The organism is Paraburkholderia sp. RAU2J, assembly GCF_003634845.1.
In the GTDB taxonomy this organism is placed as follows: domain Bacteria; phylum Pseudomonadota; class Gammaproteobacteria; order Burkholderiales; family Burkholderiaceae; genus Paraburkholderia; species Paraburkholderia fynbosensis.
The window spans coordinates 254,190-278,656 of the sequence record NZ_RBXG01000001.1 but is presented as its reverse complement, the minus strand read 5'-3'; the positions used below and the strand labels follow the sequence as shown (position 1 = coordinate 278,656).

The following is a 24,467-nucleotide window of genomic DNA, read 5'->3' as shown; positions in this document are numbered from 1 at the left end:
CTGGTATCCTGGTGGGATGAAAAAACGCACGCCTTACCCAACGGATGTATCGGATGAAGAGTGGTACTTCGCCGCTCCGTACCTGACCTTGATGAACAAGGACGCACCGCAGCGCCGCTACGAACTGCGCGAGATGTTCAACGCGCTGCGCTGGATCGTACGCGCGGGTGCACCGTGGCGTTTGTTGCCCAATGACTTTCCACCTTGGGAACTGGTCTACCAGCAGACGCAACGCTGGATTCAGGCCGGCTGTTTCGAGGCCATGGTGAATGACCTGCGTTCGATCATCCGGATCGCCCAGAAGCGTCGTGGTCAACCCAGCGCGGTCATTCTCGATGGGCGGACCCTGCAGTCGACCTGCGAGAGTGGACCTCGCGCCGGTTACGACGGCTACAAACGCAAACGTGGCAGCAAGGTCCACATGGCGGTTGATACCTTGGGGCAATTGCTTGCTGTGCGTGTTACGCCGGCCAACGAACAGGAACGTGCGCAGGTCGGAGAACTGGCGCGTCAGGTTCAGCAGGCCACGGGCCAGACGGTGAAGGTGGCGTTCGCCGATCAGGGATATACCGGCGAAGAGCCTGCGCAGGCAGCACTCGACGAAGGGATCGAGCTTCAGGTAATCAAGCTGTCGGAGGCGAAAAAGGGCTTCGTGCTGTTGCCGCGCCGCTGGGTGGTCGAGCGCAGCTTCGGCTGGCTCAACCGCTTCCGCCGGCTGGCCAGAGACTACGAGCGATTGCCCGAAACCTTGGCTGGTTTGCACTTCGTCGTATTCTCCGTGCTTATGCTTGTCCACTTTGCAGCCCTTAACAAAAGTGCCTAACACCCTCTAAGCCGGTTCTGTCGTAGACAGAACTTTGTTTGTAGATTTGAGCCGTATGCGGGGAAACTCGCACGTACGGTTCTCGGGGGGCCCGGCTTTCGCAAGAAAGTCGGGCTACCCGACAAGCCTTGGCCACGATTGCGCGCGCCCGTTTCACGCGAGCGCGCGGCACACGATGCAAGGCTCCGCGAGACAGTCTTACCCAATCGATCCCGCATGACCGAACCCGAAGCAACCGACGCCTTCGAGCCGAAAAAAGTGCTCGCCCAACTGCCGCATCTGCCGGGCGTCTATCGTTATTACGATACGCACGGCGCGGTGCTGTACGTGGGCAAGGCGCGCGATCTCAAGAAGCGCGTGTCGAGCTACTTCACGAAGACGCAACTGTCGCCGCGTATCGCGATGATGGTCACGCGCATCGCGCGCATCGAGACGACCGTCACGCGCTCCGAGGCCGAAGCGCTACTGCTCGAAAACAATCTGATCAAGGCGCTCGCGCCGCGCTACAACATTCTGTTTCGCGACGACAAGTCGTACCCGTACCTCAAGCTGACCGGCCACAAGTTTCCGCGCATGGCGTATTACCGAGGTTCGGTGGATCGCAAGAATCAGTACTTCGGGCCTTTTCCGAGCGCGTGGGCGGTGCGCGAGAGCATCCAGATCCTGCAGCGGGTGTTCCAGTTGCGCTCCTGCGAAGACTCCGTGTTCAACAACCGCACGCGCCCTTGCCTGCTGCATCAGATCGGCCGCTGCACGGCGCCGTGTGTCGCCAATATCAGCGAAGAGGATTACGCGCGCGACGTCGCCAATGCGTCGCGCTTCCTGCTCGGCCGTCAGGGCGAAGTGATGAAGGAGCTCGAGCAGAAGATGCACGCGTTCGCGAGCGAGCTGAAGTTCGAGCAGGCCGCGGCGGTGCGCAACCAGATGAGTTCGCTGTCGACGGTGCTGCATCAGCAGGCGATCGAAGTCGGCAGTGATAGTGACGTCGACATCCTCGCGGTGGTCGCGCTGGGCGGGCGGGTCTGCGTGAATCTCGCCATGGTGCGCGGAGGACGGCACCTGGGCGACAAGGCGTATTTCCCGGCACACGTGGAAAGTGCGCTGACGGCGGACGAGGGCGGGCTCGAAGAGGGCGGCGAGGATGAGGCGCTGGGCGGCGTTTCCCTGACTGCGCCCGTGACAGCACAACAGAACGCGAACGGCAACGCCGAATCCGCCGATATGGCCGATGCCGATGCCCTCGCGATTGCGCAGGACATGCCCCCGGAAGACGAAGAGGCTGAAGAAGACGCCAACGCCACCGTCTCCGAAGCGTCGAAGCCGCGCAAAGGCCGCGCGTCCGGCGGGATCGAATCCGAAGTGCTCGAAGCGTTCATCGCGCAGCACTACCTGGGCAATCGCGTGCCGCCCGTGCTCGTGGTCAGCCACGCGCCGGCCACGCGCGAACTGGTCGACGTGCTGATCGAGCAAGCCGGCCACAAGGTGACCGTGCTGCGTCAACCGCAAGGTCAGCGGCGCGCATGGCTCGCGATGGCCGAGCAGAATGCGCGGCTCGCGCTCGCCCGTCTGCTGTCCGAGCAGGGCTCGCAACAGGCCCGCACGCGCGCGCTGACCGACACGCTCGGCATGGAATGCGACGACCTCGCGCATTTGCGCATCGAGTGCTTCGACATCAGCCATACGATGGGCGAGGCGACCCAGGCGTCGTGCGTGGTGTATCACCATCACAAGATGCAGTCGTCCGAATACCGCCGCTACAACATCACCGGCATCACGCCCGGCGATGACTACGCGGCGATGCGCCAGGTGCTCACGCGCCGCTACGAGAAGATGGTCGCGCAAGCCGCCGCGAATGCCGCCGACGAAGCCGCTGAATTGCAAGGCGAAGCGCCGGCCGATTCATCGCTCGCGACGGATGCCGCGGAACCGGCGGCGGCCGGCGGCATTCTGCCGACCATCGTGCTGATCGACGGCGGCAAGGGGCAGGTCGAGATCGCGCGCCAGGTGTTCACCGAACTGGGCCTCGATACCGGCATGCTGGTCGGCGTCGCGAAGGGCGAGGGCCGCAAGGTCGGCCTCGAAACCCTGATCTTCGCCGATGGCCGCGCGCCGCTCGAACTCGGCAAGGAAAGCGCCGCGCTGATGCTGGTCGCGCAGATTCGCGACGAAGCGCACCGCTTCGCGATCACCGGCATGCGCGCGAAGCGCGCCAAGACGCGCCAGACTTCGCGGCTCGAAGAACTCGAAGGGGTGGGCGCGAAACGGCGTCAACGGCTGCTGGCGCGGTTCGGCGGCTTACGCGGCGTGGTGGCTGCGAGCGTCGAGGATCTGGCGAGCGTCGAAGGCATTTCGCAGGCGCTGGCCGAGCAGATTTACCGGCAATTGCATTGAAGCTGGCGCGGCGGGCGGCCCGCTTGTCGGACGGGGCGCGGGCGGCCTGTGGCCGATGAGCGGGTCAACGAGTGACCAGCGAGCAACCAGCGAGCGACGGGGCTGCGACCCGTTAGCCCCAAGTCCGCGCCCGGTCCGCGATCAGTCAATCCCCAATTCGCGCCCGGGCAGCGGCACCCACCCGGCCCGCGTCCCCACGCCCGCGCGCCGCTTTGCTTGTGGCAGGCCTTGTGACACGGCACAATTGCATCTCACTCGTCAGACGCTGCGCCTGCCCATGCCGTTTAATTTCCCGATATTCCTGACCTGGCTGCGGATCGTCCTGATTCCGCTCGTCGTCGGCGTGTTCTATTTGCCCGACATGATGATGAGCCCCGCGCACCGCAATCTGGCCGCCGCGACCATCTTCATTCTGGCGGCGCTCACCGACTGGTTCGACGGCTATCTGGCCCGAAAGTGGAATCAGACTTCGGCGTTCGGCGCGTTTCTCGATCCGGTCGCCGACAAATTGATGGTGACGGCCGCACTGCTGGTGCTCGTGCAACTCGCGCGGATCGATTCGGCGATTGCGCTCGTGATCGTCGGACGCGAAATCGCGATCTCGGCGTTGCGCGAGTGGATGGCGCAGATCGGCGCGTCGAAGAGCGTCGCGGTGAATTCGCTCGGCAAGTTCAAGACCGTCTGTCAGATGGTCGCGATTCCCATGCTGCTGTTCTACGGCCCGTTGCCGTTCGGTGGCGGCGTGACGGTCGACACGCGTGTGTGGGGCCTGTGGCTGATCTATCTGGCCGCGTTCCTGACGATCTGGTCGATGCTCTACTACATGAAGCTCGCGTGGCCGCAGATTCGTGAAAGAGGCGGTATTGCGTAGTGGTGATGCGGTGATGCGCGTGTCGACGGCGCGCGTGAGGCACGCGAAAGCGTGTTCGAACCTCGCCGCGAACATGGCCTGCCATGAGCGGAAACTTTTATTAAAGACATTCGCAAAAGGGGTTGACACCCATCGGTCGTTTCTCCATAATCTCGTTTCTCCGATGCACGCAGTTTGAAGCGACGGACGAAATAAGAGAGTAGTTGCAGTCAATAAGGCAGTAGTTAGCAGCAAGTAGTAGAAGTACAACGCGGGAGTAGCTCAGTTGGTAGAGCGCAACCTTGCCAAGGTTGAGGTCGCGAGTTCGAGCCTCGTCTCCCGCTCCAGTTTTTTGAAGCACCGCGCAGTTTGGCGTAGTAAAAAATGCAGCGCGTTGCGAAGCAGTGCAATGCGGGAGTAGCTCAGTTGGTAGAGCGCAACCTTGCCAAGGTTGAGGTCGCGAGTTCGAGCCTCGTCTCCCGCTCCATACATAAGGGGAAGCAACGCTTCCCTTTTTGTTTGATGGGCTGATCGTTCTGAATGTTCTGATCGTCCAACAGACAAATCTGCGAGCCTGCAGCTAGGTTCCAGTCCGCTTGCGGCGCGATAGCAAAGCGGTTATGCAGCGGCCTGCAAAGCCGTTTAGGCCGGTTCGACTCCGGCTCGCGCCTCCAGTAGTTGATGTAAAGAAAAGCCCCGACTTGTCGGGGCTTTTCTTTTTTCTGCGGCGAATTTCACGCGCTCGTTGTCAATTCCAAAAAGATGACCGGCTCGATCGATTGCCGTGCCGCGCTGTTCACGAAGCGTCTGCTGTCCTTAGATGCCCGCAAGCAAAGCCGATACGCTGCGTCTCCCTCATCGCGACGGTTATGACGCACAATTCGTGATTCGCGCGGCAACAAGTGCATCAGCAGTTTGCTCCACACCTGCTCAGCACGCCGCACATAACCAACTGAATCGCAGAACCGCGCGCATTCCTGCGTCATTGCCCGTTCACCCCGAGGCCGCATGTACCTACAACTCACCGGCACCAACGTGCGCCTGCTCGGCTCGATGCATCTGTTTCCCGCGACGAGCCGTAGAACACCGCCCTGGGTCGGTGAAGCCTATGACTGGGCCGAAGCGCTGGTCTTCGAATCCGACGCGCCGACCATCCTGCCGTTCCTGAAGACCGAGCCACAAAGCGGCGCCGCTCGATTGCAGCCCTTGATGTCCGTGGACGCATGGGCGCAACTGCAAGCGCTGTGGCCCGTCGATGGCCCTGTGGCGCCGTTAGTCGAACTGTGTCCGTGGGCCGCGCTGGTGGTCGCGCCGACACTGTTTCAGCAGGTCGTCGAAGGTGTCGAGCCGCGCATGCTGCGCTCGGCGATTGCGCAAGCCAAGCCGTATCGCTACCTCGAGACCGCGCGGGAAGTGGCAGTATTGCTCGAATCGATTCCGCTGGATGCCATCGGCGCGGCGCTCGACTTGCTGATGGCCGATCGCGATGAACCGCAACGCACGCTCGAACGGATGCACGCGGCGTGGCTGGAGGGCGATCTGCAAGCGGTGCAGCAGATCGCCGTCGAATCGCCGATGTTCAATCTGCCCGGCATCCGCCACGCCATTCTCGACGCGCGCAATCGCGCATGGGCGCAGCGTTTGAAGAACATCTTCCTGCAACAGCGCGAGCGCACCCTGGTGATGGTCGGCGCGCTGCATCTGTGCGGCCCGGGCAATCTGATCGAGTGTCTCGCGCAGCCTGTCGAAGCGGTCTTCTGAGCGCGTGGCGGCTCGGCTGCGGCTTGCCGGTGCGCCGCCGCAATGGCACCTCAGACCGGCACTCTGACGGCCTCGCTCAATCCCACCTGAAGAATGCCGCTATACACTGGCCACGCAAGAGCAAGTGACGCAGCGTCTCACGCAGTTGCTCGACGCGCGCAATGCCCAAGCGCGGCGCGGTTATCAGATCCGCTATAGCGAGGGGCAGACGGCCTACGATCCGGCTCACCGCGTATCGATTGCCGAATTGCTCGCTGCACAGCCATAAGCAGGCGTCGAAGGCGCGTGCTATGCCGCGCGGTTGATGCGCGCTGTGGCCGCACGGCTGCGCGGTTGCCTGGCTGACAGCCGTCGCGCACGGCATAATTGCGGATTAATGCCCGCGCAGTGGCGCCTCCTTTCTGAAAGCATCCGATGACTGAATCGCAGCACACCGCCGCCACGCGGCTCGCCCAACTCGAATGGCGTTGGAAAACCTTCGCGGACCTCACGAGTGTCGAAGTCTATGAGATGTTGGGCGCGCGTAGCGCGGTGTTCGTCGTCGAACAGAACTGCGTGTATGGCGATATCGACGGGCTCGACGCGCAAGCCTGGCATCTGTCGGCCTACGGCCCTGGCGTAGATGGAGCGGCGCCGCAACTGGCCGGATATCTGCGCGTGCTGCTGCCGGACGCCACGGACACCGACGTGCGCATCGGCCGTGTGCTGACCACGGCGGCATTCCGCGGTATCGGTCTGGGCAACGCGATGCTCGAACGCTCACTCACGCACATTCGCGCGCAATGGCCCACCACGCCGATCCGTCTGCATGCGCAAGCGCATCTGCAAGGTTTCTATGGTGCATTCGGCTTTGCACCGGTCTCGGACGTTCACGACGACGACGGCATCGCGCACGTGTGGATGCGCTCGGCCTGAGCGGGGCGCGATGAAGGGCGAAGCGCCAGTGCAGGTTCACTGGCGCTTCGATCGTCCGGCCTTATTCGCTCCGCTTCGATCATTCGGATGCGACTGCCCGTCAGACTCGCTATCCGCGCTGGCCACCGGCCGGCGCGGACGCGGCATGGGACACATCCCGCGCCGTCTGCGCACGCCGTTCGGCGCGCAGGCGTCCGCGTGCCGACAGCCGCATCCAGTGACGCAGCGCGATCAGTGCGCCGATCACGCTCATCATCGAACCCGGAATCCACAGCAACAGCCCGCCGATCTGCTGGTCGCGCATCGGGCTGAGCCACGTGAACGCGCGCCCGCAAATCGAGTAGATCGGATACAGCTCATGCGGCGTGAAAAAGATGAATGCGCCGAGGATGATCTGCGGCGGAATCGCGGCGATCACCACCAGCACGCGCTTGCCGGGCGACAAACGCGCCGGCGGCGCCGGCCGTGGATCGAGCACGAGCCACCAGAACAGCAGCCCGTCGATCACCATGCTCCAGTTCATCACGCGATAGAGCCGCCAGTCGAGCATCGCGACGAAATGGATCGGCGATATCAGCCAGAAGTAGATCAGCCCGACGAACAAGGTGACCGCGACGACCGGATGCATCACCACGTCGAGCAGCTTGCGCACGAGCGGCGTCGCTAGCGCGGGCCGCACGAAGCGCTGCCGCCAGCTGAACGGAATGCCCGCGCGCAACGCCGCGCCCGGGTACGACAGCGCGATGAAGAACGGCCCGAGGTGATGCAGCACCAGATGCTGCAAGCGATGCATGAAGAACTCATGCTCGAAGAAATAATCGAGCCGCGTATGCAGCACGACATACAGCGCCACCAGCCCGAACCAGAAGGAAAGTCGCCGCGCCAACGACAGCTTCGCACGGCGCGCGCCGCGCACGAACAGGACCGCCGGCACCAGCAGCGCGATCACGACGGTCGGCGAAAATTCCCACGGATCGAGCCAGTAGAGCAGATTCATCGCTGCACGTTACTTGGTTACTTCGTCTGCGCCGGCGACTTGACGGCGAACGGCGTGTCGAGTGTTTCGCCGTCGGAGAACTTCAGCGTCAGATGCACGGTGTCGCCCGGGGCGATCTTGTGCTTCGCGTCTTCGAGCATCACGTGGTAACCGCCGGGCGCGATCGAGACCTGGCCATGTGCGGGCACGGTCAGCTTGTCGACCATCACCATCTTCTGCGACGAACCGTTCGAGACGGTCTGATGCAGCATCGCGTCGCCATAGTCGTTGCTCGAAATATCGACGAGGTCGATGGGCTTGTCGCTCGCATTGACCAGCGTCGCGTAGCCGGCGGCGGGCAGGTTGTTCGGCAGCCAGCGGACCCATGCGTCCTTGATGCTGATCGCGTCGGCGCCGGCGGCTTGCGCAGCCGAAACGACAACGAACGAGAGGGCGAGCGCGCAGCTCAGTGAAGCGAATGTTTTGATCTTGATCGACATGAATGGACTCGGGGGGTAGGTCAGGAACGGTCATCGATGATACGGCGCAGGTCTTGCGCGATCGTATCGGGCGTGTCGTGATCGGTGGCCAGCAGGCGCGCGTGGCCCTGGCTGTCGAACACGTAAACAGCGGAACTGTGCGTAACTTCGTAATTGCCGCGAGGGTCGCGCTTTTCCATCTGATAGGCGACGCGGTAGCGCTTGGCGAGCGACTCGATCTGCCAGTCGGTGCCGGTCAGCCCTTCGGCATGCTGCGAGTCGAACGCGCCGACGTAGTCACGCAATGCTTGCGGCGTGTCGCGCGCGGGATCGACGGTGATGAACAGGATGCGCACCTTCTGCGCGTCCGGGCCGAGCTTGCCGAGCACCTGCATGAGCCGGCCCATCGTCTCGGGGCAGACGTCCGGGCAATGCGTGTAGCCGAAGTAGACGAGCGACGCGCGGCCCTTGAACGAATCGCCGGTGACGGGGCGGCCGTCGTCGCCGGTCAGCTTGAAGTCGAGATCCGGCAGATGGCCGGTCACGTTGGTCAGCTGCCAGGGTTGCGTGCGAGGCGTACAGCCGCTCAGCGCGATCACGGCGGTGACGGCGGTCAGCGCGCCTATCGTCACGGTCAGCGCGAACCGGCGCGTGGACTGCCGCCGGCGCGATGCGGCGAGAGGCGGATGCAGGTGTCGGGATGCAATGATCGGGAACAAAGCAGGGCTCAATGACTCGATTGAAGAGCGGCACATGACGACGCCGATCCACGGCCTCGCCGGATTCCACCTGATCTTCCTGCGGCGCGTAGGCCGTCATAGTATGCAAAGATGGCTTCGACGGTGATCGTCTGCGTGGCTGCGACTGTAGCGCAAAATCGCCCGCGGCGTCGCGCCACGCCCACGGCGCGCGGTTCGCCGGACAATTTGACGCAGCCGGATGAAAGCCGGTTGAAGCCGGACCGTTCTCTTTTTGAATGCCCTCACCGTAAGCCGGCGCGCACAGCGGCCGGTTGGCCGAGGTCCCGGACTTCCGGCTTACTTTCTCGAAAAATTGACGGATGCGCGGTAAGATGCGCACACTTTTCCGGCCGCAGAAGGCTGAAAGGCGAACCCAAGCGATGCAAGCACTTCCGGCTGTTCTGTCTCCGAGTGAGACGGCATTTTTCTTCGACTTCGACGGCACCCTGGTCGAACTCGCACCCACGCCGGACGGCGTGCTGGTGGACCCGCGCGTGCCCGTGCTACTGGCCGAACTGCGTAGTCTGACGAACGGCGCGGTCGCGATCGTGTCGGGCCGCGGCATCGACAGCATCGACGCTTTCCTCGGTATGCCCGATCTGCCGATTGCCGGATTGCACGGCGCCGAGCGGCGCGACGCGAATGGCGATACGCAGCGCATCGGCTTCCATGACGAGCGGCTCCTGCGCATGGAGCAGGTGCTGGCGCAGGTCGTCAACGAACATCCGGGCATGCTGCTCGAGATCAAGGGCGCGGCGCTTGCGCTGCATTACCGCAATGCGCCGGACCGTGAGCCGGTCGCGCGCGAGGCGACACAGCGGCTGGTCGCCGAATACCCCGGCTCTTACGTATTGCAGCCGGGCAAGATGGTCTACGAAATCAAGCCGAAAGACGTCGACAAGGGCCGCGCCATGCGCGCGTTCCTCGACGAACCGCCGTTCGTCGGCCGCCAGCCGGTGTTCGCCGGCGACGATCTGACCGACGAGAAAGGCTTCGCCGTCATCAACGAGCGCGGCGGGCTGTCGATCAAGGTCGGCGCGGGCGAGACGATGGCGCATACGCGCATCGAGTCGGTTCCGGCGCTGCTCGACTGGCTCGAATCGATTGTCGCAGCGGCGCGCGCAGCATGATGGCGGCGCCGCATCGCTTGACGCACACAATGCACTGCATCGGGAATCGCGCTTCATGAGCCGACTGATCATCGTATCGAACCGGGTGGCCCCGATCTCGGAGGGTGGCCCGGCGGCGGGCGGTCTGGCGGTCGGCGTGTATGACGCGCTGAAGGAAACCGGCGGCATGTGGTTTGGCTGGAGCGGGGACGTGCTCAGCTCGGGCCAGCCGCAGATCAAGGTGGAGGAGCGCGGTCCCGTGACCTTCGCGACCGTCCCGCTGATGCGCCGCGACTACGACCAGTACTATCGCGGCTTCTCGAACGCGACGCTGTGGCCGGCGTTCCACTATCGCGCCGACCTCCTGCAATACGACCGGCACGACTTCGAAGGCTACTGCCGCGTCAATGGCTGGCTCGCGCAGCAACTGGTGCCGCTGCTGCGTGAAGACGATGTGATCTGGGTCCACGACTATCACCTGATCCCGTTCGCGCAGGCATTGCGTGCGGCCGGTGTGAAGAACCGCATCGGCTTCTTTCTGCATATTCCGTTTCCGGCTTCGCAGGTGCTGCTGGCGGTGCCGCCGCATCGCGAGTTGGTCGAAGCCTTGTGTTCGTTCGATCTGCTCGGCTTCCAGACCGAGCCGGATCTGCGCGCGTTCGGCGACTACATCGTCAACGAAGCGCAGGGCACGGTCGACGTGTCGGCTCGCGGCCCGCAGAGCATCCACGCGTTCGGGCGCACGTTGCGCGCGGCGGCTTATCCGATCGGCGTATATCCGGACGAGATTGCCGAACTCGCGAAAGCGGGCGAGCGCGGCAAGCCGGTGCGCACGATGAAGGCGACGCTGCATTCGCGCAAGCTGATCATGAGCGTGGACCGTCTCGATTATTCGAAGGGGCTGGTCGAACGTTTTCGCGCGTTCGAACGTCTGCTCGAGCATGTGGCCGCGCAACGCAACAAGGTGTCGTTTCTGCAGATCGCGCCGCCGACGCGCGCCGACATGCACGCTTACCAGGACATCCGCTTGCAGCTCGAAGGCGAGTCGGGGCGCATCAACGGACGCTTCGCCGAACTGGACTGGACGCCGATTCTCTACATTCACAAGCAGTACGAGCGCTCGGTGCTGGCCGCGCTGTTTCGCACCGCGCATGTCGGCTACGTCACGCCGTTGCGCGATGGCATGAACCTCGTCGCCAAGGAATATGTGTCGGCGCAGGACCCCGAGAATCCCGGGGTGCTGGTGCTGTCACGCTTTGCCGGCGCGGCGCAGGAGCTGGAGGGCGCGCTGATCGTCAATCCGGTCGACATCGACGGCATGGCCGAGGCGCTCGCCAATGCGCTCGCGATGCCGCTCGCGGAACGTCAGGCGCGCTACCGCGACATGATGGTGCAGTTGCGCGAGAACAATGTGTCGGTGTGGCGCGATAACTTCATGCGCGATTTGCAGGGCGTGGAGAGTGCGAAGTCCGGCAGAAGCAGGAAGGTGAGGGCAGGCTCCAGGCAGACAGTGCGTGACAGCGTGGAGCAATAGCGGCAGGCTTAGCTGCCGCGCCTCCTGATCGCACAGCCTGAAAAACAGAAAAGCCGCTCACGTGAGCGGCTTTTTCTTTGGCTGATAACTTCGTGCGGCGCGCCGTTCAGACCACGTGCTGTTCGTCGACCTTCTTGCCGCCGATGTGCAGCGTCGTACCCTTGCCGTACTGTTTCGTGAGCAGGTCGCGATACAGGCCCGGACGTTGGCGCAACTCTTCCGGGCTGCCGTCGTCGATTACCTTGCCGGCGCTCATCACGATGATGCGGTCGAAGTTGTTCAGCGTCGACAGCCGGTGCGCGATCGCGATCACCGTGCGGCCGACCATCAGCCGGTCGAGCGCCTTTTGGATCGCTTCTTCCGAGGCGCTGTCGAGCGCCGAGGTGGCTTCGTCGAGCAGCAGGATCGGCGCGTTTTTCAGAATCGCCCGCGCAATCGCGATCCGCTGGCGCTGGCCGCCCGACAGCTTCACGCCCCGGTCGCCGACGATCGTATCGTAGCCTTCCGGCATCGCTTCGATGAAGTCCGAGCAACGCGCTTCGCGCGCGGCCGCGAGCACTTCCTCACGGCTCGCTTCGGGGCGTCCGTAAGCGATGTTCTCGTACACGGTGCGATGGAACAGCGAGATGTCCTGCGGCACCAGCGCGATCGTATGGCGCAGGCTGTCCTGCGTGACCGCCGCGATGTCCTGGCCGTCGATCTTGATCGCACCGCCTTGGGTTTCGTAGAAGCGCTGCAGCAGCGCCAGCACGGTGGATTTGCCCGCGCCCGACTTGCCGATCAGGCCGACCCGCTGGCCGGGTTCGATATGCAGGTCGAAGTGATCGAGAATCGGACGGCGGCGCGGGTAGGCGAACGTCACGCCTTCGAAATCGACCCGGCCGCCTTGCGGCACGAGTTCGGTCGAGTCGTCGCGATCCGGCATGCCGTGCGGTTCGAGCAGCGTGCGCACGGCTTCCGCGAGCCGCGCTACGTGTTGCGTGACGTCGACGAGCGCGACGGCCAGGTCGCGCGTGCCGTGCAGAATCGTGAAGCCGAGCGAGCTGACGAGCACGATGTCGCCCGAGGTCGCCTTGCCTTGATCCCACAGCCACAGCGCCCAGCCCAGCAGACCCGCCGACAGCAGCGCGGTGATCACCGCATGCAGCAAGCGCAGCTTCTCCAGATAGAGCAGGCTTTGCTGGCGGGCGTCCATCTCGGCCTTGACCGTTGCACCGAAGCGCTGCTGCTCGCGAAACGTCATGCCAAACGCGCGCACGAGACCCATGTTGCTGATCACGTCGACCAGTTCGCCGTCCACCGACGCCGCCTTGGTGGCGAAATGGTGATGGCGCGCCGAGCCGCGCCCCGCGAGCTTGTATAGCACCACCGACAGAATCGCCGAGCACAGCATCAGGCCGCCGGCCATCAGCGGATTCACGGCGATGATCATGACGATTGCGCCGAGCACCGCGATGCACGGCGGCAGCACGTTCCAGGCGGTGGTGTTCTCGGCGGTGTAGACGGCGTTCGAGGTCGCCGTGATCCGGCTCGCCAGCATGCCGGGCTGCTTCTCGGAGTAGTAGGTCGGCGAGTGCCCGCTCAGATACTGGAAAAGGTCGCGCCGCAGGTCGCCGGTCACGGCGACGAACGTATGCGCGGCGACCCAGCCGCCGACGCGCCATAGCAGGTTGTCCGCGGCGATCAGGCCGACGAGGATCGCGAACGCCCCCCACAACGGACCGGGATGATGCCGGCCTTCGCCGAGCACGTCGATCAGATGTTTGATCGCGTATTGCGAAGCGAGCGCACAGCCCACGGCCGCAAACACGCTGCACAGCACGATCGCATGCGCGAGCGGATGGCGGCGGATAAAGCGGAAGAGAAACGCAAGCGGCCGGTGCGCATAGCTCGCGAGCTTTGCGTTCTGGGCGTTACGCTGGGCGAGGGTTAATTGTTCCAATTGATCGTGAGGTCGAGGTGTGTCGGGTTGTGCGTGCAAAGCGCGGGCCACCGGAAAAGATGGATTCGCCGCGAAGCCGATGCTTCGCATTGTAAACATGCAAAAGCGATTGCGCCCTGTGTATCCGGGCATTGGCGCGATTGATTTCGCGATAGACCTCCGCGCCCTGCAGTTGCTGGACCCGCTGATGGGCGGGGTGGTTCACGCAGGGTGACGGACAAATTCGAGATATAATTACAGATTGCATTCAGCCGCGCTGCGGCATTTCTTCAACGCGTACCGGCAAAGTCGAGGCAAAAGCTTGCAGACGCCACATTCGCGGTCGCTGCCGCAAGCCAGTTGTCACTGTAGAACTCTCTTATAAAACAAGGGTTTGCAAAGTGTTTCGCGTTTGTAACAACGTAAAGACTTTGAAATGTTGTGGTGCAGCGAGAAGCCCGGCACCGATAATGCATGCTCTGTAGAGCCCGGCAAGCCTGGAAATATCTGACAATTTGTCAACGCAGGTCTGATGTGTGCGTTTACTCGCATGCGCAGACGCTGATCGGCCAGTCTGGGCTCACTCCCAAGCGATCCATCGCAGGATTTCTCGAAAGAATCAGGCCCGCCCCGGCATGTCCGGCCAGACGGCCCTGGCGAGCAAGCGAGTCGCTTTTACCAAACGCAGTACTTTTGCCTGATTTTTTACTAGGAGTTCTCCATTATGCGAATCGCTCAAATCGCTCCGCTGCACGAGGCGGTTCCTCCCAAGCTGTATGGTGGTACGGAACGCGTGGTGTCCTATCTGACCGAAGCACTGGTCGAGCAAGGCCACGACGTCACGCTCTTCGCGAGCGGCGATTCGCAAACTTCGGCGAAACTCGAAGCCTTCTGGCCGCAGGCGCTGCGCCTCGACCCGACGATCCGCGACGTGATGGCGCCGCACATGCTGCTGCTCGAAGAAGTGCGCCGCCGCGCGGACGAGTTCGACGTGCTGCATTTTCACATCGACTACTACCCGTTCTCGCTGTTCGCGCGCCAGCCGGTGCCGTTCGTGACGACGCTGCACGGCCGTCTCGATCTGCCGGAACTGCAGCCGATCTTCAATACGTTCAGCGACGTGCCGGTGGTGTCGATCTCGGACAACCAGCGCATTCCGCTGCCGCAAGCGAACTGGCTGCAAACCGTTTATCACGGTCTGCCGGAAAACGTGCTCACGCCGATCAAGGACGTCGAGCCGGGCTACCTCGCATTCCTTGGCCGTGTCTCGCCGGAGAAGGGTCTCGACCGTGCGATCCGTATCGCCGGCCAGGCAGGCATGAAGCTCAAGGTTGCCGCGAAGATCGACAAGGCCGATCGTGCCTATTACGAAGAAGTGATCAAGCCGCTGATGGCGCTTCCGCACGTCGAATACATTGGCGAAATCGGCGAAGCCGAAAAGCGTGAATTCCTCGGCAACGCGCATGCACTGGTGTTCCCCATCGACTGGCCGGAGCCCTTCGGTCTGGTGATGATCGAAGCGATGGCTTGCGGTACGCCGGTGATCGCGTTCAATCGCGGTTCGGTGCCGGAAGTGATCGAGAACGGCGTGTCGGGATTCGTTGTCGAAGACGAAATCAGCGCGGTCGCGGCCGTCAAGCGCTTGCACACGCTGCCGCGCGCCGGGGTGCGCAACGCGTTCGAAGCGCGCTTCTCGTCGAAGGTCATGGCGAAGAACTACGTCGCTACCTACGAAGAACTGCTGCGTCAGAAACAGCGCACGGTGCTTCGCGAAGTCAACGCGAACTGATCTTTAGTCGCTCAGGCGACTGAAAGAGCGCTTCAGGGCGCTCGTCAGTGCCACCAGCAACGCCCCGTGAGTCCGCGCTCACGGGGCGTTGTTGCATGCGCGCCGCGTTTTTTGCAATGTGTGGACGAAAGTAGGCTGTTCGCGCCGGTAAGGATGAGCCACTCTCGGTAATATCCCTATAATGGCCGTGCCGCAAATTTGGCTGCGGCGCCGCCGACGACAGGAGGATGCCTTGGCGAGAACGAAAGAGACGCGAGCGAATGCCGCGCCTGGCGCCGGAACGATTTTCGCGTTACGCGCCATCGGTCTCGTGCTTGTCGCTCGCTGGCTTTTTTCGATGGCGCAGATGAATCTCGCCGCTGCGCTGTCGGCGATGGTGTCGTCGCCGTGGGCATGCATCAACCTGGTTTTCCTGTTCCTGCTGATTTTCCTGCCGGGCGCGCGCGCCGTCGCCGAGCGTCCGTTTCATCCGCTGCCGCAATGGCTGCGGCAGGCGCTGCGTCTGTTCGCTTTCCTCGGGTTTGTCTTCGCGCTCTGGTCGGTTGGCGTATTCGTGGTGAGCGCTGGCTGGCGGCGTGCCGCGCAGGCGGTGGCGGCGACCAACGGCTGGCTGCTGGTCGCGCCGCTGCTGTACGCGGCCGTGCTGTGGATCTGCCGGCCGCGCCCGCTGTGGCGGACCAACATCGCCGCGCGGCGTTTTGCGATCGGCCGTTATGCGGTCGCGCTCGATCCCGCCACGCGTACGGTGATCGTGTGGGCCGAGCGCCGCAAGGTGGGACAGTACGACGCGCGTGAGCTGTCCGTGCGCTGGGCCGCCGGGCAAGACCCGCGGCCCACGCCGGCGCCGGCCCCCGCGGTCGCGTTCGGTGCGATGGGCGAGCCGGGCTCCACGGCTGCGCCGCTGGGTTCAGTCGCGGCTCCGGCGCTCGTGCGCGGCGCGTTCGGGCGCCGTCCAGGAGTCGAGTTGTTGTGGGATTCGCCGGCCGCCGCGGGCCACAATCGGCAAATCGTATTTCGCGCCACGCTGACGACCGAGGGCGATCGGGTCGCCGCTCGGGCGCTTGACACAACTCTGCGGCAAGTCTGAAGCTGCATGCTTTGTGCAGTGGATCACACCGCGTGGCCGATCAGCCCGTCGTCAATCGAGCCTTGGCCGATAATGAAGTCATGGTGCCCGGCCGTTCAGCGCGGGTGAGTGGACAGACATCGATCGTGTCGCGTCTTTTGCAGGAGTCGCTATGCTGGTTCGCTGGTTGCTTGCCGCCCTTCATCTGCTCGCTTACGGTTTTGCGCTCGCCTCGATTCTGCGGCGCACCTGGGCGCTGCGCCGCGCGTCCGTGCCGGCCGCGTTGCGCTCCGTATTTCGCGCGGATACGCGGTGGGGCCTGTCCGCCCTGGTGTTGATCATCACCGGTTTGATGCGCGTTTTCGGCAGCTACGAGAAGGGCGCGGACTACTATCTTCACCAGCCGCTCTTTCACGTCAAGATGACGCTGCTCGTGCTGATTCTGATCCTCGAAGTGCCATCCATGCTCGCGCTGATGCGCTGGCGCGCGTCGATCCGCAAAGGCACCCCGCCGGATCTGAAAAATGCGCGGTCGTATGCGCGTTACAGCGTGATCCAGACGGTGTTGCTGGTGCTCATGGTGTTTGCGGCAACCGGGATGGCGCGCGGCGTCGGCTTGCCGGCCGGCGTGGTGTAGGCGGGCTGTAGCGGCGGCAAGCCGAAGCGCGGCGAGGTGGGCGCGCTCGCGTGCGCGGCTACGCGAAGACCGTGGACGCGCGCAGCATCGGCAGAACGCGGCTTCACATGGTCCATGTTCCGAGGTGCCGGGCGTCCCGCCACATACGCTCGCTGCAATTTACTTTCCCACCAGCAAGCTCGCATCATCCATCCGATCTGCCTTGGACCCGGCGGTCTCACGCATGAACTCCGACTCGCCGAGACCCTTGACGAGTTCCAGTGCCTGGCGTTCGAACAGGCGCCGGTACAAGCCGTTCTCGCGCCTGATCAACGCGTCGTGGCTGCCTTCCTCGATCACCTTGCCCTTGTCCAGCACCAGCAGTCTGTCCAGCGCACGCACGGTGGACAGGCGGTGCGCGACCACCAGCGTCGTGCGGCCGATCATCAGCCGTTCCATCGCCTGCTGAATCAGCACTTCGCTTTCGCTGTCAAGGCTCGACGTCGCTTCGTCCAGAATCAGGATCGGGGCGTCGGCGAGGAAAGCGCGCGCGATCGCAACGCGCTGACGTTCGCCGCCCGAAAGCTTGACGCCGCGTTCGCCGACCAGCGTGTCATAGCCATGGGGCAGCGCGCTGATGAAGCCATGTGCACTGGCGAGTTGCGCGGCCCGCTCGATCTCGGCGCGGCTTGCGCCGGGCCGCGCATAGGCGATGTTCTCGGCGAGCGAGCGGTGAAACAGCACCGGCTCCTGCTGAACGATCGCGATCTGGCTGCGTAGCGACGCCTGCTGCACCTGAGCGATATCCTGACCATCGATCGTGATCCGGCCGCCGGAAATATCGTAGAGGCGCTGAATCAGCTTGATGAAGGTCGTCTTGCCCGAGCCCGAATGCCCGACCAACCCGACGCGTTCCCCCGGCGCGATGCGCAGGGAGAAGTTGTCGTACAGCGGCTGGTCGTGCGCGCCGTAATAGAAACTGACCTGCTCAAAGCGGATCTCGCCTTGGCTAATCGCGATCGGACCCGCGCTGGGGCGGTCTTCGATGCCGAGTGGCTGACTCTCCAGCGCGACCAGTTCTTCCATATCGTTGACCGAACGTTGCAGGTTGCGGATGTGCATGCCGACATCGCGCAGATAGCCTTGCAGCATGAAGAACATCGTCAGCGCGAAGGTGATGTCACCGACGCTCGCCTCGCCGCGCGCCCACAGCAACAGCGCCACACCGAGAATGGCAGCCTGGATTGCCACCAGCATGCCGCCCTGAACACCGCCGTTGATCGTGCCGCGCACCCATGTGCGGCGCGTGCGGTGACGCCACTTGCCGATCACGCGTTGAAGCAGCGCTTCCTCGCGTTCTTCCGCGCCGAAAGCCTTTACGACGCCGTTGCAGCTGACCGCATCCGCGAGCGCGCCGCCCATGCGCGTGTCCCATGCGTTCGCGAGGCGCGCGGCCGGCGCGACGAAGCCGAGCGACATGGCCACGGTCACGGCGATATACAGCAGCGAGCCGATCCCGACGACCGCGCCCATCATCGGCCAGCGCCAGCCGAGCAGCACGGTGGCGCCGATCAGCATGGCCAGCGACGGCAGCAGCGCGATCAGGAGCGTGTCGTTGAGCAGGTCGAGCGCCCACATGCCGCGCGTGATCTTGCGCACGGTAGAGCCGGCAAAGCTGTTGGCGTGCCAGTCGGTCGAAAAGCGTTGCACGCGATGAAACGCGTCCGCGGCGATCTCGCTCATCATCTTCAGCGTGAGCCGGATGATGTTGAAGTACACGCCCTGGCGAAGCAGCGTCGCGCCGAGGCCGAGCGCGGCCAGCACGCAGAAGGCCGTGACCGCCGCGCGCCAGGCGCTCTCGTTGCCGGCCGGTCCGGAGGCGATTGCGTCGACCAGGCGTCCGGCGAACACCGGCGTGAGCACATCAGCCAATGCCGAGCACAGCACCAGCGCCGCGATGACGACGACGCGCCACGGCTGTTGCGCCCAGTGATTGAAGGTGAAACCGAGGACATCCTTAAAGGCTTGTCCGCGAAAGTCGAGTTTTTTGTTAGCCATTTGCCACGACCCGGCGACGCATGAACGCACCGAGGTTCCAGTCAGAAGCGAAGGGACGAGACAGTCAGGGGTGCCGGCATGCACCGGCAATGCGACTCAGGGCTGTCTGGGATCTGCTCGTCACACCTTTCCAGGTGGACTCGCATATGCGACGGGCTGACGACGGTTAAGGTCGTGAGGGCGATCGCGAGACCATGCGAGGGAGAGCGATATGCACTGCGAACATGTGACGCCTCCCTTTTGGTCGAATGAGATGGAGAAGATGGGTGGCGCGACTGCGCCGAAGGGCAACTATATCAGCAGTATCCGGCGGTCGCAAACTTACGAAGTTCCGGTGCCGACGGAGAAACCCGATGACCTAATACCATCCCGAGCAGGGTAATCGTATCCTGCGCGCCGAACCCCACTCGACCTAATCGAGGACCGAAAACGACACGTCAAAACTCGAGCGAAAAATAGAAAAGGGCTTATGCATTTCTGCATAAGCCCTTTAGTCTTCGGTGATCGACACACCAAAATTCTGGTGGGTAGTACTGGGATCGAACCAGTGACCCCTGCCGTGTGAAGGCAGTGCTCTACCGCTGAGCTAACCACCCGAAGAGATTGAAATTATGTCAGTGATTTTCGCTTCCGTCTAGTCTTTTTTAAGCAATCTGCCCATTTTCTGCGGCAGCGGGTTCGAGGCGCCAAATGCTCGTGCCTTTGACTGCTTTGTCGAGCCCATCGAGCACCGCCTGGTGCGCGGCAACTTCGTCGTCGCTGGCGGCGATGACGACGAGTTCCAGCGACTCGAGCACGACACGCGGCGCATGCGCGTCGCCGCCCACATGTGATTCGCCGAGCATGTCGATGACGAGGCTCTCCTGGCCGCGCGTCATCGCCAGATAGACTTCCGCGAGCAGTTCCGAGTCGAGCAGTGCGCCGTGCAGCGTACGGTGCGCGTTGCTGATGCCGAAGCGGTCGCACAGCGCATCGAGCGAGTTGCGCTTGCCGGGGAACATCTGCTTGGCGCGGGCGAGCGTATCGATGATCTCGCCGCAGTAGGTGCTCACCTTCGGCAAGCCGAGCAACGCGAATTCGGCATCGAGAAAGCCGATGTCGAACGGCGCGTTGTGAATGATCAGGTCCGCGCCTTGGATGAAGTCGCGAAACTGATCGGCGATCTCGCCGAACTTCGGCTTGTCGCTGAGGAATTCCGTGGTCAAGCCGTGCACGGCCAGCGCGCCCGGATCGCTGTCGCGTTCCGGATTGATGTAGAAGTGCAGGTTGTTGCCGGTGAGGCGGCGGTTCACCAGCTCGACGCAACCGAGTTCGAGGATCCGGTCGCCGGTGCGGGCATTCAGGCCGGTGGTTTCGGTATCGAGGATGAGTTGACGCATATCGGATTAGCCTGCCTCGGAAAATTGCAGCGAAGAAAAAGAGCAGCGAAAGAACGGCGCCAGGAATTGCAAAGCGGTGCGCGCGACGCTCATCCGATTTGCGCAAGTGACGCGACGCCGCGATTGGCCAGTTGATCGGCGCGTTCGTTTTCCGGGTGTCCGCTGTGTCCGCGCACCCAGCGCCATTCGACGTCGTGCTGCGCGACGAGCGCGTCGAGCCGCTTCCACAGGTCGGCGTTCTTCACCGGCTGCTTTGCCGCAGTGATCCAGCCTTTCTTTTTCCAGCCGTGAATCCATTCGCTGATGCCTTTCTGTACATACTGCGAGTCGGTGTGCACGACTGCCCTGCAGGGGCGCTTCAGCGCTTCGAGCGCGGCGATCACGCCCATCAGTTCCATGCGATTGTTGGTCGTGTTGGCTTCGCCGCCGAACAGTTCTTTTTCCTGGTCGCCGAAGCGCAGCAACGCGCCCCAGCCGCCGGGGCCGGGGTTGCCCTTGCAGGCGCCGTCGGTATAAATGTCGATGAAATCGGGAGTCATTGAGTGTGGTTGCGTGTATTCGGAGTGGCGGCGGGCGCGAGGCCTGGCGCGAGCACGGGTATCTTCACTTTCAGCGGGCCGACGAGGCGCATGCCGCGCACGCGCTTGATCGCCTTGATCATGTAGGTGGCGCCGAAGATCGGCCACCAGCGGTCGCCGGCGGCTTCCATGAAGCCATAGCGGGCGAGCCATTGCTCGCTGCCGAGCGGCGGACGATAGCAGCCGAAGCGCCCGCGTTCAAGGTCGAAGCCCAGCAGCTTGATCCAGTCTTTCAGACGCGTGAAGGCGATCAGATCGACCGCGGCGGGCACGAACGGCCGGCCGGTCATCTTGCCGACCGATTGCCGCGCGCCCCATAGCGACAGCGAGTTGAAACCGAGAATGATGAGCTGACCTTCGGGCATCAGCACGCGCTCGGCTTCGCGCAGCAGCCGGTGCGGGTCGCTCGTGAATTCAAGCGTGTGCGGCATCACGATCAGATCGACGCTCTGTGCTTCGAACGGCAGATCCAGCAGGTCGCACCACACCGCGCTGCGGCCGGCCGGCGCGGGCAGGCCCGCCGACCCGGCCGACGCCGCGCCACGGTTCGATCCCGGGCGAGTGCCGGCATGCGTCAGGCCGCGCGGAAAAGCGTAGGGCGCGCTGGCTCCGCTCGCAGCGTCGAGCACGAGGCCGCGGCACGGCATGCGGTTCTCGCGCAATGCATCGAGCTGCGGCAGGCCGAGTTGCAGCGCATGATAGCCGAACACGTCCGACACCACGCGGTCGAGCTGGGTCTGCTCCCAGTCGAGCACGTAGCGGCCGGGCGGTGAATCGGTCCAGGCGGGCCAGTCTATAATTGCTCGGTCAGTCATATCAAAGAATGCGTCGCCTATGAATGCGCTCGAGTACGTACCGGTCCCGGCGTTTGAAGACAATTACATCTGGGTCGTTTCCGACGGACACCATGCGGTCGTCGTCGATCCCGGTGAGGCGGCCCCCGTGCGTGCCTATCTGGCGAAACGCGGATGGCGGCTGAGCGCTATTTTACTCACGCACCATCATCAAGACCACGTCGGTGGGGTGGCCGATCTGCTGAATGGCCAGGCCGTGCCGGTCTACGGCCCCGCTGGTGAAGCGATCCGGCATCTCACGCACCGTCTCGAAAATGGCGATCGCGTGTCGATCGCGACGCCCGCGCTCGAATTCAGCGTGCTCGACGTGCCCGGCCACACGAGCGGCCACATCGCGTATTTTCAGGCCGCCGATTCGCGCGGCACGCCGCACGTCTTTTGCGGCGACACGCTGTTCGCATGCGGCTGCGGCCGGTTGTTCGAAGGCACGCCGAAGCAGATGCTCGCTTCGCTGGATGCGCTCGCCGCGCTGCCCGGCGCGACCGAAGTCCACTGCGCGCACGAGTACACGCTATCGAACATCCGTTTCGCGCTCGCGTGCGAGCCGGACAATGTCGAGCTCCAGGCCTGGCGCGACAAGGCGAGCGAGCTGCGGGCGCGCCACATGCCGACGCTGCCGACCACGATCGCTCACGAGCGTGCGGTGAATCCGTTCCTGCGCGCGGACCAACCGGCGGTGCAGGCGAGCCTGCAGGAGCAGCTGCATGAAAAGGTGTCCGACCGGCTGACGGCCTTCACATTGATGCGTGAATGGAAGAATCGCTTCCGCTGATCCGCACCGCATTAGCCGCTCTTCACGCTATAAATCGGAAAAATTCGCCAAGCCCAAGATTTCCTTGATTTTTTTACTAAGTTTCCGATTGACGGAAACGTTGCCGTTTCGTACTATCGGCTGCAAATTCCAGCCCTTGTGGAAGCCGAGACGTTCATGCGATTTATCTTCAGTGCGTTATTGGTCCTGACACTCGCCGCTTGCGCGAGTCAAGGACCGACAACGAGCAGTTCCACCGCAACCAATCCCGCCAGCCAGCAAGCCGTAGCCGACGCACTTCGTAAGACAGCCACCGCTAAAGAAACGATCAACGTCGATCAGGGTTCGGTCAGCCAGTTGACCGGCTCGGACGCCGATCTGTGGAGCCGTATTCGCCGTGGTTTCCAGATGCCGGACCTGCAGACCGACCTCGTCGACATGCAGGCCAACTGGTATGCGCAGCGTCCCGACTACGTGCAGCGCATGACCGAGCGCTCGCAGAAGTATCTCTATCACATCGTCGAAGAGCTCGAAGCGCGGCATATGCCGACCGAACTCGCGCTGCTGCCGTTCATCGAATCCGCGTATAGCCCGCAGGCGTTGTCGGTCGCGAAAGCCGCCGGCATGTGGCAGTTCATGCCGGGCACCGGGCGCACCTACAACCTCAAGCAGAACATGTGGCAGGACGAGCGCCGCGACGTGCTGGCGTCGACCAGCGCCGCGCTCGACTATCTGTCGCGTCTGCACGACATGTTCGGCGACTGGCAGCTCGCGCTCGCCGCGTACAACTGGGGCGAGGGCAACGTGCAGCGCGCGATCGCGCGCAACGAGGCGGCGGGTCTGCCCACCGATTACCTCAGCCTGCGCATGCCGAACGAAACGCGCAACTACGTGCCGAAGCTGCAGGCGGTGAAGAACATCGTGATGAACCCGCAGGTATACGGACTCACGCTGCCGTCGATTCCGAATCACCCGTATTTCGTCACGGTGACCACGTCGCACGATATCGACGTGGAAATGGCCGCGAAGCTCGCGAATCTGTCGACGGATGAATTCCGCTCGCTGAACCCGTCGTTCAGAAAGCCGGTGATTCTCGGTGCAACGCAGCCGCAGATCCTGCTGCCGTTCGACAACGCCAGCGCGTTCGAGCGCAATCTGAAGGCGTATTCCGGCTCGCTGTCGTCGTGGACCACGTACACGGTAGACCACCGCGCGACGCCTGCGGCGATCGCGCAGAAGATCGGCGTCGACGCCGACACGCTGATGGAAGTGAACAAGATTCCGGCCGGCATGCGCCTGAAGCCCGGCTCCACGATCGTCGTGCCGCGCGGTTCGGACGACGACGAAGACATCAGCGCCGACGTCGCCGAAAGCGCGGTGCTGGCGATGGAGCCCGATGTTCCCGATACTCGCAAGATGCTGATCCGCGTGCGCCGCAATCAGTCGATGGCGGCGATCGCGGTGCGTTACGGTGTGTCGGTCGGTCAGTTGAAGGCGTGGAACCGTACGCGTCGCGATCAGGTGTCGCGTGGTCAGGTGATCGTGCTGCACGTGCCGGTAGGCAAGGCCATGCCGAGCGAGCCGGGTCCGGAGCGTATCGCAACCGACGTTCAGGGCGGTGGCGTCGAGAAGATCGGCACCCGCGTCGCAGACACCCGTGGCGAATCGCGCAACGAGAAAAAGAAGGGTCGTGGCCGGTACGTCGTGAAGGTCTCCGAGCCGGTAGGGAAGGTCAGCAAGCCGACGGCATCCAGTGCCGGCAAGGTCAAGGTGACCAAAGTGTCGGCCTCCACGTCCAGCAAGGCGTCGAAGGTCGCGGCAGAGAGCCGCCCGAAGACCGTGGCCAACGCGAAGAAGGCTAAGTAGACTCATAGCGG

The 24,467-nt window shown here is 63.5% G+C and carries 21 protein-coding genes and 4 tRNA genes; 16 read left to right on the top strand and 9 right to left on the bottom strand.

What is annotated here, in order from left to right; genetic code table 11:
* The first annotated feature begins 16 nt into the window (after positions 1 to 16).
* The 9 genes from B0G69_RS01255 to B0G69_RS01215 all read left to right on the top strand — a co-directional run bounded on the left by B0G69_RS01255 (position 17) and on the right by B0G69_RS01215 (position 6,740).
* Complete coding sequence (locus B0G69_RS01255; RefSeq protein WP_121315303.1) at positions 17 to 823, top strand: IS5 family transposase; 807 nt, start codon at positions 17 to 19, stop codon at positions 821 to 823.
* A gap of 216 nt (positions 824 to 1,039) precedes the next feature.
* Positions 1,040 to 3,214: an excinuclease ABC subunit UvrC gene (gene uvrC / locus B0G69_RS01250; protein WP_121315302.1), complete on the top strand. Its 2,175-nt coding sequence runs from the start codon at positions 1,040 to 1,042 to the stop codon at positions 3,212 to 3,214.
* A gap of 277 nt (positions 3,215 to 3,491) precedes the next feature.
* The gene (pgsA, locus tag B0G69_RS01245; RefSeq protein WP_121315301.1) at positions 3,492 to 4,085 is read left to right on the top strand and encodes a CDP-diacylglycerol--glycerol-3-phosphate 3-phosphatidyltransferase; all 594 of its coding nucleotides are present in this window, start codon (positions 3,492 to 3,494) and stop codon (positions 4,083 to 4,085) included.
* A 250-nt stretch (positions 4,086 to 4,335) separates the two neighbouring features.
* A tRNA-Gly gene (locus B0G69_RS01240) sits at positions 4,336 to 4,411 on the top strand.
* 64 nt (positions 4,412 to 4,475) lie between these two features.
* A tRNA-Gly gene (locus tag B0G69_RS01235) sits at positions 4,476 to 4,551 on the top strand.
* A 113-nt stretch (positions 4,552 to 4,664) separates the two neighbouring features.
* Positions 4,665 to 4,738: transfer RNA gene (locus tag B0G69_RS01230), tRNA-Cys, on the top strand.
* 334 nt (positions 4,739 to 5,072) lie between these two features.
* The gene (locus B0G69_RS01225) at positions 5,073 to 5,825 is read left to right on the top strand and encodes a TraB/GumN family protein (RefSeq protein ID WP_121315300.1); all 753 of its coding nucleotides are present in this window, start codon (positions 5,073 to 5,075) and stop codon (positions 5,823 to 5,825) included.
* Between the two features lie 124 nt (positions 5,826 to 5,949).
* On the top strand, positions 5,950 to 6,093 hold the full coding sequence (locus B0G69_RS01220) for a hypothetical protein (protein WP_241991253.1): 144 nt from the start codon (positions 5,950 to 5,952) through the stop codon (positions 6,091 to 6,093).
* Positions 6,094 to 6,239: 146 nt separating this feature from the next.
* Entirely contained in the window at positions 6,240 to 6,740 is a 501-nt protein-coding gene (locus B0G69_RS01215) for a GNAT family N-acetyltransferase (RefSeq protein ID WP_121315299.1), read from the top strand.
* A gap of 109 nt (positions 6,741 to 6,849) precedes the next feature.
* Here B0G69_RS01215 and B0G69_RS01210 read toward each other — a convergent pair whose 3' ends face one another.
* The 3 genes from B0G69_RS01210 to B0G69_RS01200 are packed head-to-tail and all read right to left on the bottom strand — an operon-like array spanning position 6,850 to position 8,914.
* On the bottom strand, positions 6,850 to 7,737 hold the full coding sequence (locus tag B0G69_RS01210; protein ID WP_121315298.1) for a cytochrome c oxidase assembly protein: 888 nt from the start codon (positions 7,735 to 7,737) through the stop codon (positions 6,850 to 6,852).
* 17 nt (positions 7,738 to 7,754) lie between these two features.
* The gene (locus tag B0G69_RS01205; protein WP_121315297.1) at positions 7,755 to 8,216 is read right to left on the bottom strand and encodes a copper chaperone PCu(A)C; all 462 of its coding nucleotides are present in this window, start codon (positions 8,214 to 8,216) and stop codon (positions 7,755 to 7,757) included.
* A gap of 20 nt (positions 8,217 to 8,236) precedes the next feature.
* Positions 8,237 to 8,914 (bottom strand): SCO family protein, encoded by a 678-nt coding sequence (locus B0G69_RS01200; RefSeq protein ID WP_241991252.1) that lies wholly within the window; start codon positions 8,912 to 8,914, stop codon positions 8,237 to 8,239.
* Positions 8,915 to 9,315: 401 nt separating this feature from the next.
* Here B0G69_RS01200 and otsB point away from each other — a divergent pair, with 401 nt between their 5' ends.
* Together otsB and otsA are read left to right on the top strand one after the other, a co-directional pair.
* Positions 9,316 to 10,065: a trehalose-phosphatase gene (gene otsB, locus B0G69_RS01195; protein WP_121315296.1), complete on the top strand. Its 750-nt coding sequence runs from the start codon at positions 9,316 to 9,318 to the stop codon at positions 10,063 to 10,065.
* 55 nt (positions 10,066 to 10,120) lie between these two features.
* Positions 10,121 to 11,578, top strand: a complete 1,458-nt coding sequence (otsA, locus tag B0G69_RS01190; protein WP_121318999.1) for an alpha,alpha-trehalose-phosphate synthase (UDP-forming) — start codon at positions 10,121 to 10,123, stop codon at positions 11,576 to 11,578.
* A gap of 106 nt (positions 11,579 to 11,684) precedes the next feature.
* On the opposite strand, the gene B0G69_RS01185 is transcribed toward otsA, so the two are convergent.
* Entirely contained in the window at positions 11,685 to 13,520 is a 1,836-nt protein-coding gene (locus B0G69_RS01185; protein WP_121315295.1) for an ABC transporter ATP-binding protein, read from the bottom strand.
* Positions 13,521 to 14,223: 703 nt separating this feature from the next.
* Between B0G69_RS01185 and B0G69_RS01180 the strand changes: the two genes are divergently transcribed.
* From B0G69_RS01180 to B0G69_RS01170, 3 genes are all read left to right on the top strand, one after another.
* Complete coding sequence (locus tag B0G69_RS01180) at positions 14,224 to 15,288, top strand: glycosyltransferase family 4 protein (RefSeq protein WP_121315294.1); 1,065 nt, start codon at positions 14,224 to 14,226, stop codon at positions 15,286 to 15,288.
* A gap of 232 nt (positions 15,289 to 15,520) precedes the next feature.
* Positions 15,521 to 16,375: a hypothetical protein gene (locus B0G69_RS01175; RefSeq protein ID WP_121318997.1), complete on the top strand. Its 855-nt coding sequence runs from the start codon at positions 15,521 to 15,523 to the stop codon at positions 16,373 to 16,375.
* A 151-nt stretch (positions 16,376 to 16,526) separates the two neighbouring features.
* Positions 16,527 to 16,991: a DUF2214 family protein gene (locus B0G69_RS01170; RefSeq protein WP_121315293.1), complete on the top strand. Its 465-nt coding sequence runs from the start codon at positions 16,527 to 16,529 to the stop codon at positions 16,989 to 16,991.
* A 159-nt stretch (positions 16,992 to 17,150) separates the two neighbouring features.
* Here B0G69_RS01170 and B0G69_RS01165 read toward each other — a convergent pair whose 3' ends face one another.
* The 5 genes from B0G69_RS01165 to B0G69_RS01145 form a co-directional block, all read right to left on the bottom strand.
* Positions 17,151 to 19,028, bottom strand: coding sequence for an ABC transporter ATP-binding protein (locus B0G69_RS01165; RefSeq protein WP_121315292.1), 1,878 nt, complete (start codon positions 19,026 to 19,028; stop codon positions 17,151 to 17,153).
* A 521-nt stretch (positions 19,029 to 19,549) separates the two neighbouring features.
* A tRNA-Val gene (locus B0G69_RS01160) sits at positions 19,550 to 19,624 on the bottom strand.
* A gap of 48 nt (positions 19,625 to 19,672) precedes the next feature.
* Entirely contained in the window at positions 19,673 to 20,407 is a 735-nt protein-coding gene (gene dnaQ, locus B0G69_RS01155) for a DNA polymerase III subunit epsilon (protein WP_121315291.1), read from the bottom strand.
* Between the two features lie 89 nt (positions 20,408 to 20,496).
* A complete protein-coding gene (gene rnhA / locus B0G69_RS01150; protein ID WP_121315290.1) occupies positions 20,497 to 20,946 on the bottom strand; it encodes a ribonuclease HI in 450 nt (149 codons plus the stop codon).
* The gene (locus B0G69_RS01145; protein WP_121315289.1) at positions 20,943 to 21,800 is read right to left on the bottom strand and encodes a class I SAM-dependent methyltransferase; all 858 of its coding nucleotides are present in this window, start codon (positions 21,798 to 21,800) and stop codon (positions 20,943 to 20,945) included. Before B0G69_RS01145 ends, rnhA begins: the two co-directional genes overlap by 4 nt.
* 19 nt (positions 21,801 to 21,819) lie before the next feature.
* Here B0G69_RS01145 and gloB point away from each other — a divergent pair, with 19 nt between their 5' ends.
* Positions 21,820 to 22,611 (top strand): hydroxyacylglutathione hydrolase, encoded by a 792-nt coding sequence (gene gloB / locus B0G69_RS01140; RefSeq protein ID WP_121315288.1) that lies wholly within the window; start codon positions 21,820 to 21,822, stop codon positions 22,609 to 22,611.
* Between the two features lie 156 nt (positions 22,612 to 22,767).
* On the top strand, positions 22,768 to 24,456 hold the full coding sequence (locus B0G69_RS01135; RefSeq protein WP_121315287.1) for a transglycosylase SLT domain-containing protein: 1,689 nt from the start codon (positions 22,768 to 22,770) through the stop codon (positions 24,454 to 24,456).
* Positions 24,457 to 24,467: the final 11 nt, after the last annotated feature.

Coding starts and splice junctions, on each gene's coding strand:
- B0G69_RS01255 (WP_121315303.1), top strand. CDS start 17: ATGAAAAAACGCACGCCTTACCCAACGGATGTATCGGATGAAGAGTGG.
- otsB (WP_121315296.1), top strand. CDS start 9,316: ATGCAAGCACTTCCGGCTGTTCTGTCTCCGAGTGAGACGGCATTTTTC.
- B0G69_RS01165 (WP_121315292.1), bottom strand. CDS start 19,028: ATGGCTAACAAAAAACTCGACTTTCGCGGACAAGCCTTTAAGGATGTC.
- B0G69_RS01180 (WP_121315294.1), top strand. CDS start 14,224: ATGCGAATCGCTCAAATCGCTCCGCTGCACGAGGCGGTTCCTCCCAAG.
- B0G69_RS01210 (WP_121315298.1), bottom strand. CDS start 7,737: ATGAATCTGCTCTACTGGCTCGATCCGTGGGAATTTTCGCCGACCGTC.
- otsA (WP_121318999.1), top strand. CDS start 10,121: ATGAGCCGACTGATCATCGTATCGAACCGGGTGGCCCCGATCTCGGAG.
- B0G69_RS01205 (WP_121315297.1), bottom strand. CDS start 8,216: ATGTCGATCAAGATCAAAACATTCGCTTCACTGAGCTGCGCGCTCGCC.
- B0G69_RS01145 (WP_121315289.1), bottom strand. CDS start 21,800: ATGACTGACCGAGCAATTATAGACTGGCCCGCCTGGACCGATTCACCG.
- uvrC (WP_121315302.1), top strand. CDS start 1,040: ATGACCGAACCCGAAGCAACCGACGCCTTCGAGCCGAAAAAAGTGCTC.
- rnhA (WP_121315290.1), bottom strand. CDS start 20,946: ATGACTCCCGATTTCATCGACATTTATACCGACGGCGCCTGCAAGGGC.
- pgsA (WP_121315301.1), top strand. CDS start 3,492: ATGCCGTTTAATTTCCCGATATTCCTGACCTGGCTGCGGATCGTCCTG.
- B0G69_RS01215 (WP_121315299.1), top strand. CDS start 6,240: ATGACTGAATCGCAGCACACCGCCGCCACGCGGCTCGCCCAACTCGAA.
- B0G69_RS01170 (WP_121315293.1), top strand. CDS start 16,527: ATGCTGGTTCGCTGGTTGCTTGCCGCCCTTCATCTGCTCGCTTACGGT.
- dnaQ (WP_121315291.1), bottom strand. CDS start 20,407: ATGCGTCAACTCATCCTCGATACCGAAACCACCGGCCTGAATGCCCGC.
- B0G69_RS01225 (WP_121315300.1), top strand. CDS start 5,073: ATGTACCTACAACTCACCGGCACCAACGTGCGCCTGCTCGGCTCGATG.
- gloB (WP_121315288.1), top strand. CDS start 21,820: ATGAATGCGCTCGAGTACGTACCGGTCCCGGCGTTTGAAGACAATTAC.
- B0G69_RS01135 (WP_121315287.1), top strand. CDS start 22,768: ATGCGATTTATCTTCAGTGCGTTATTGGTCCTGACACTCGCCGCTTGC.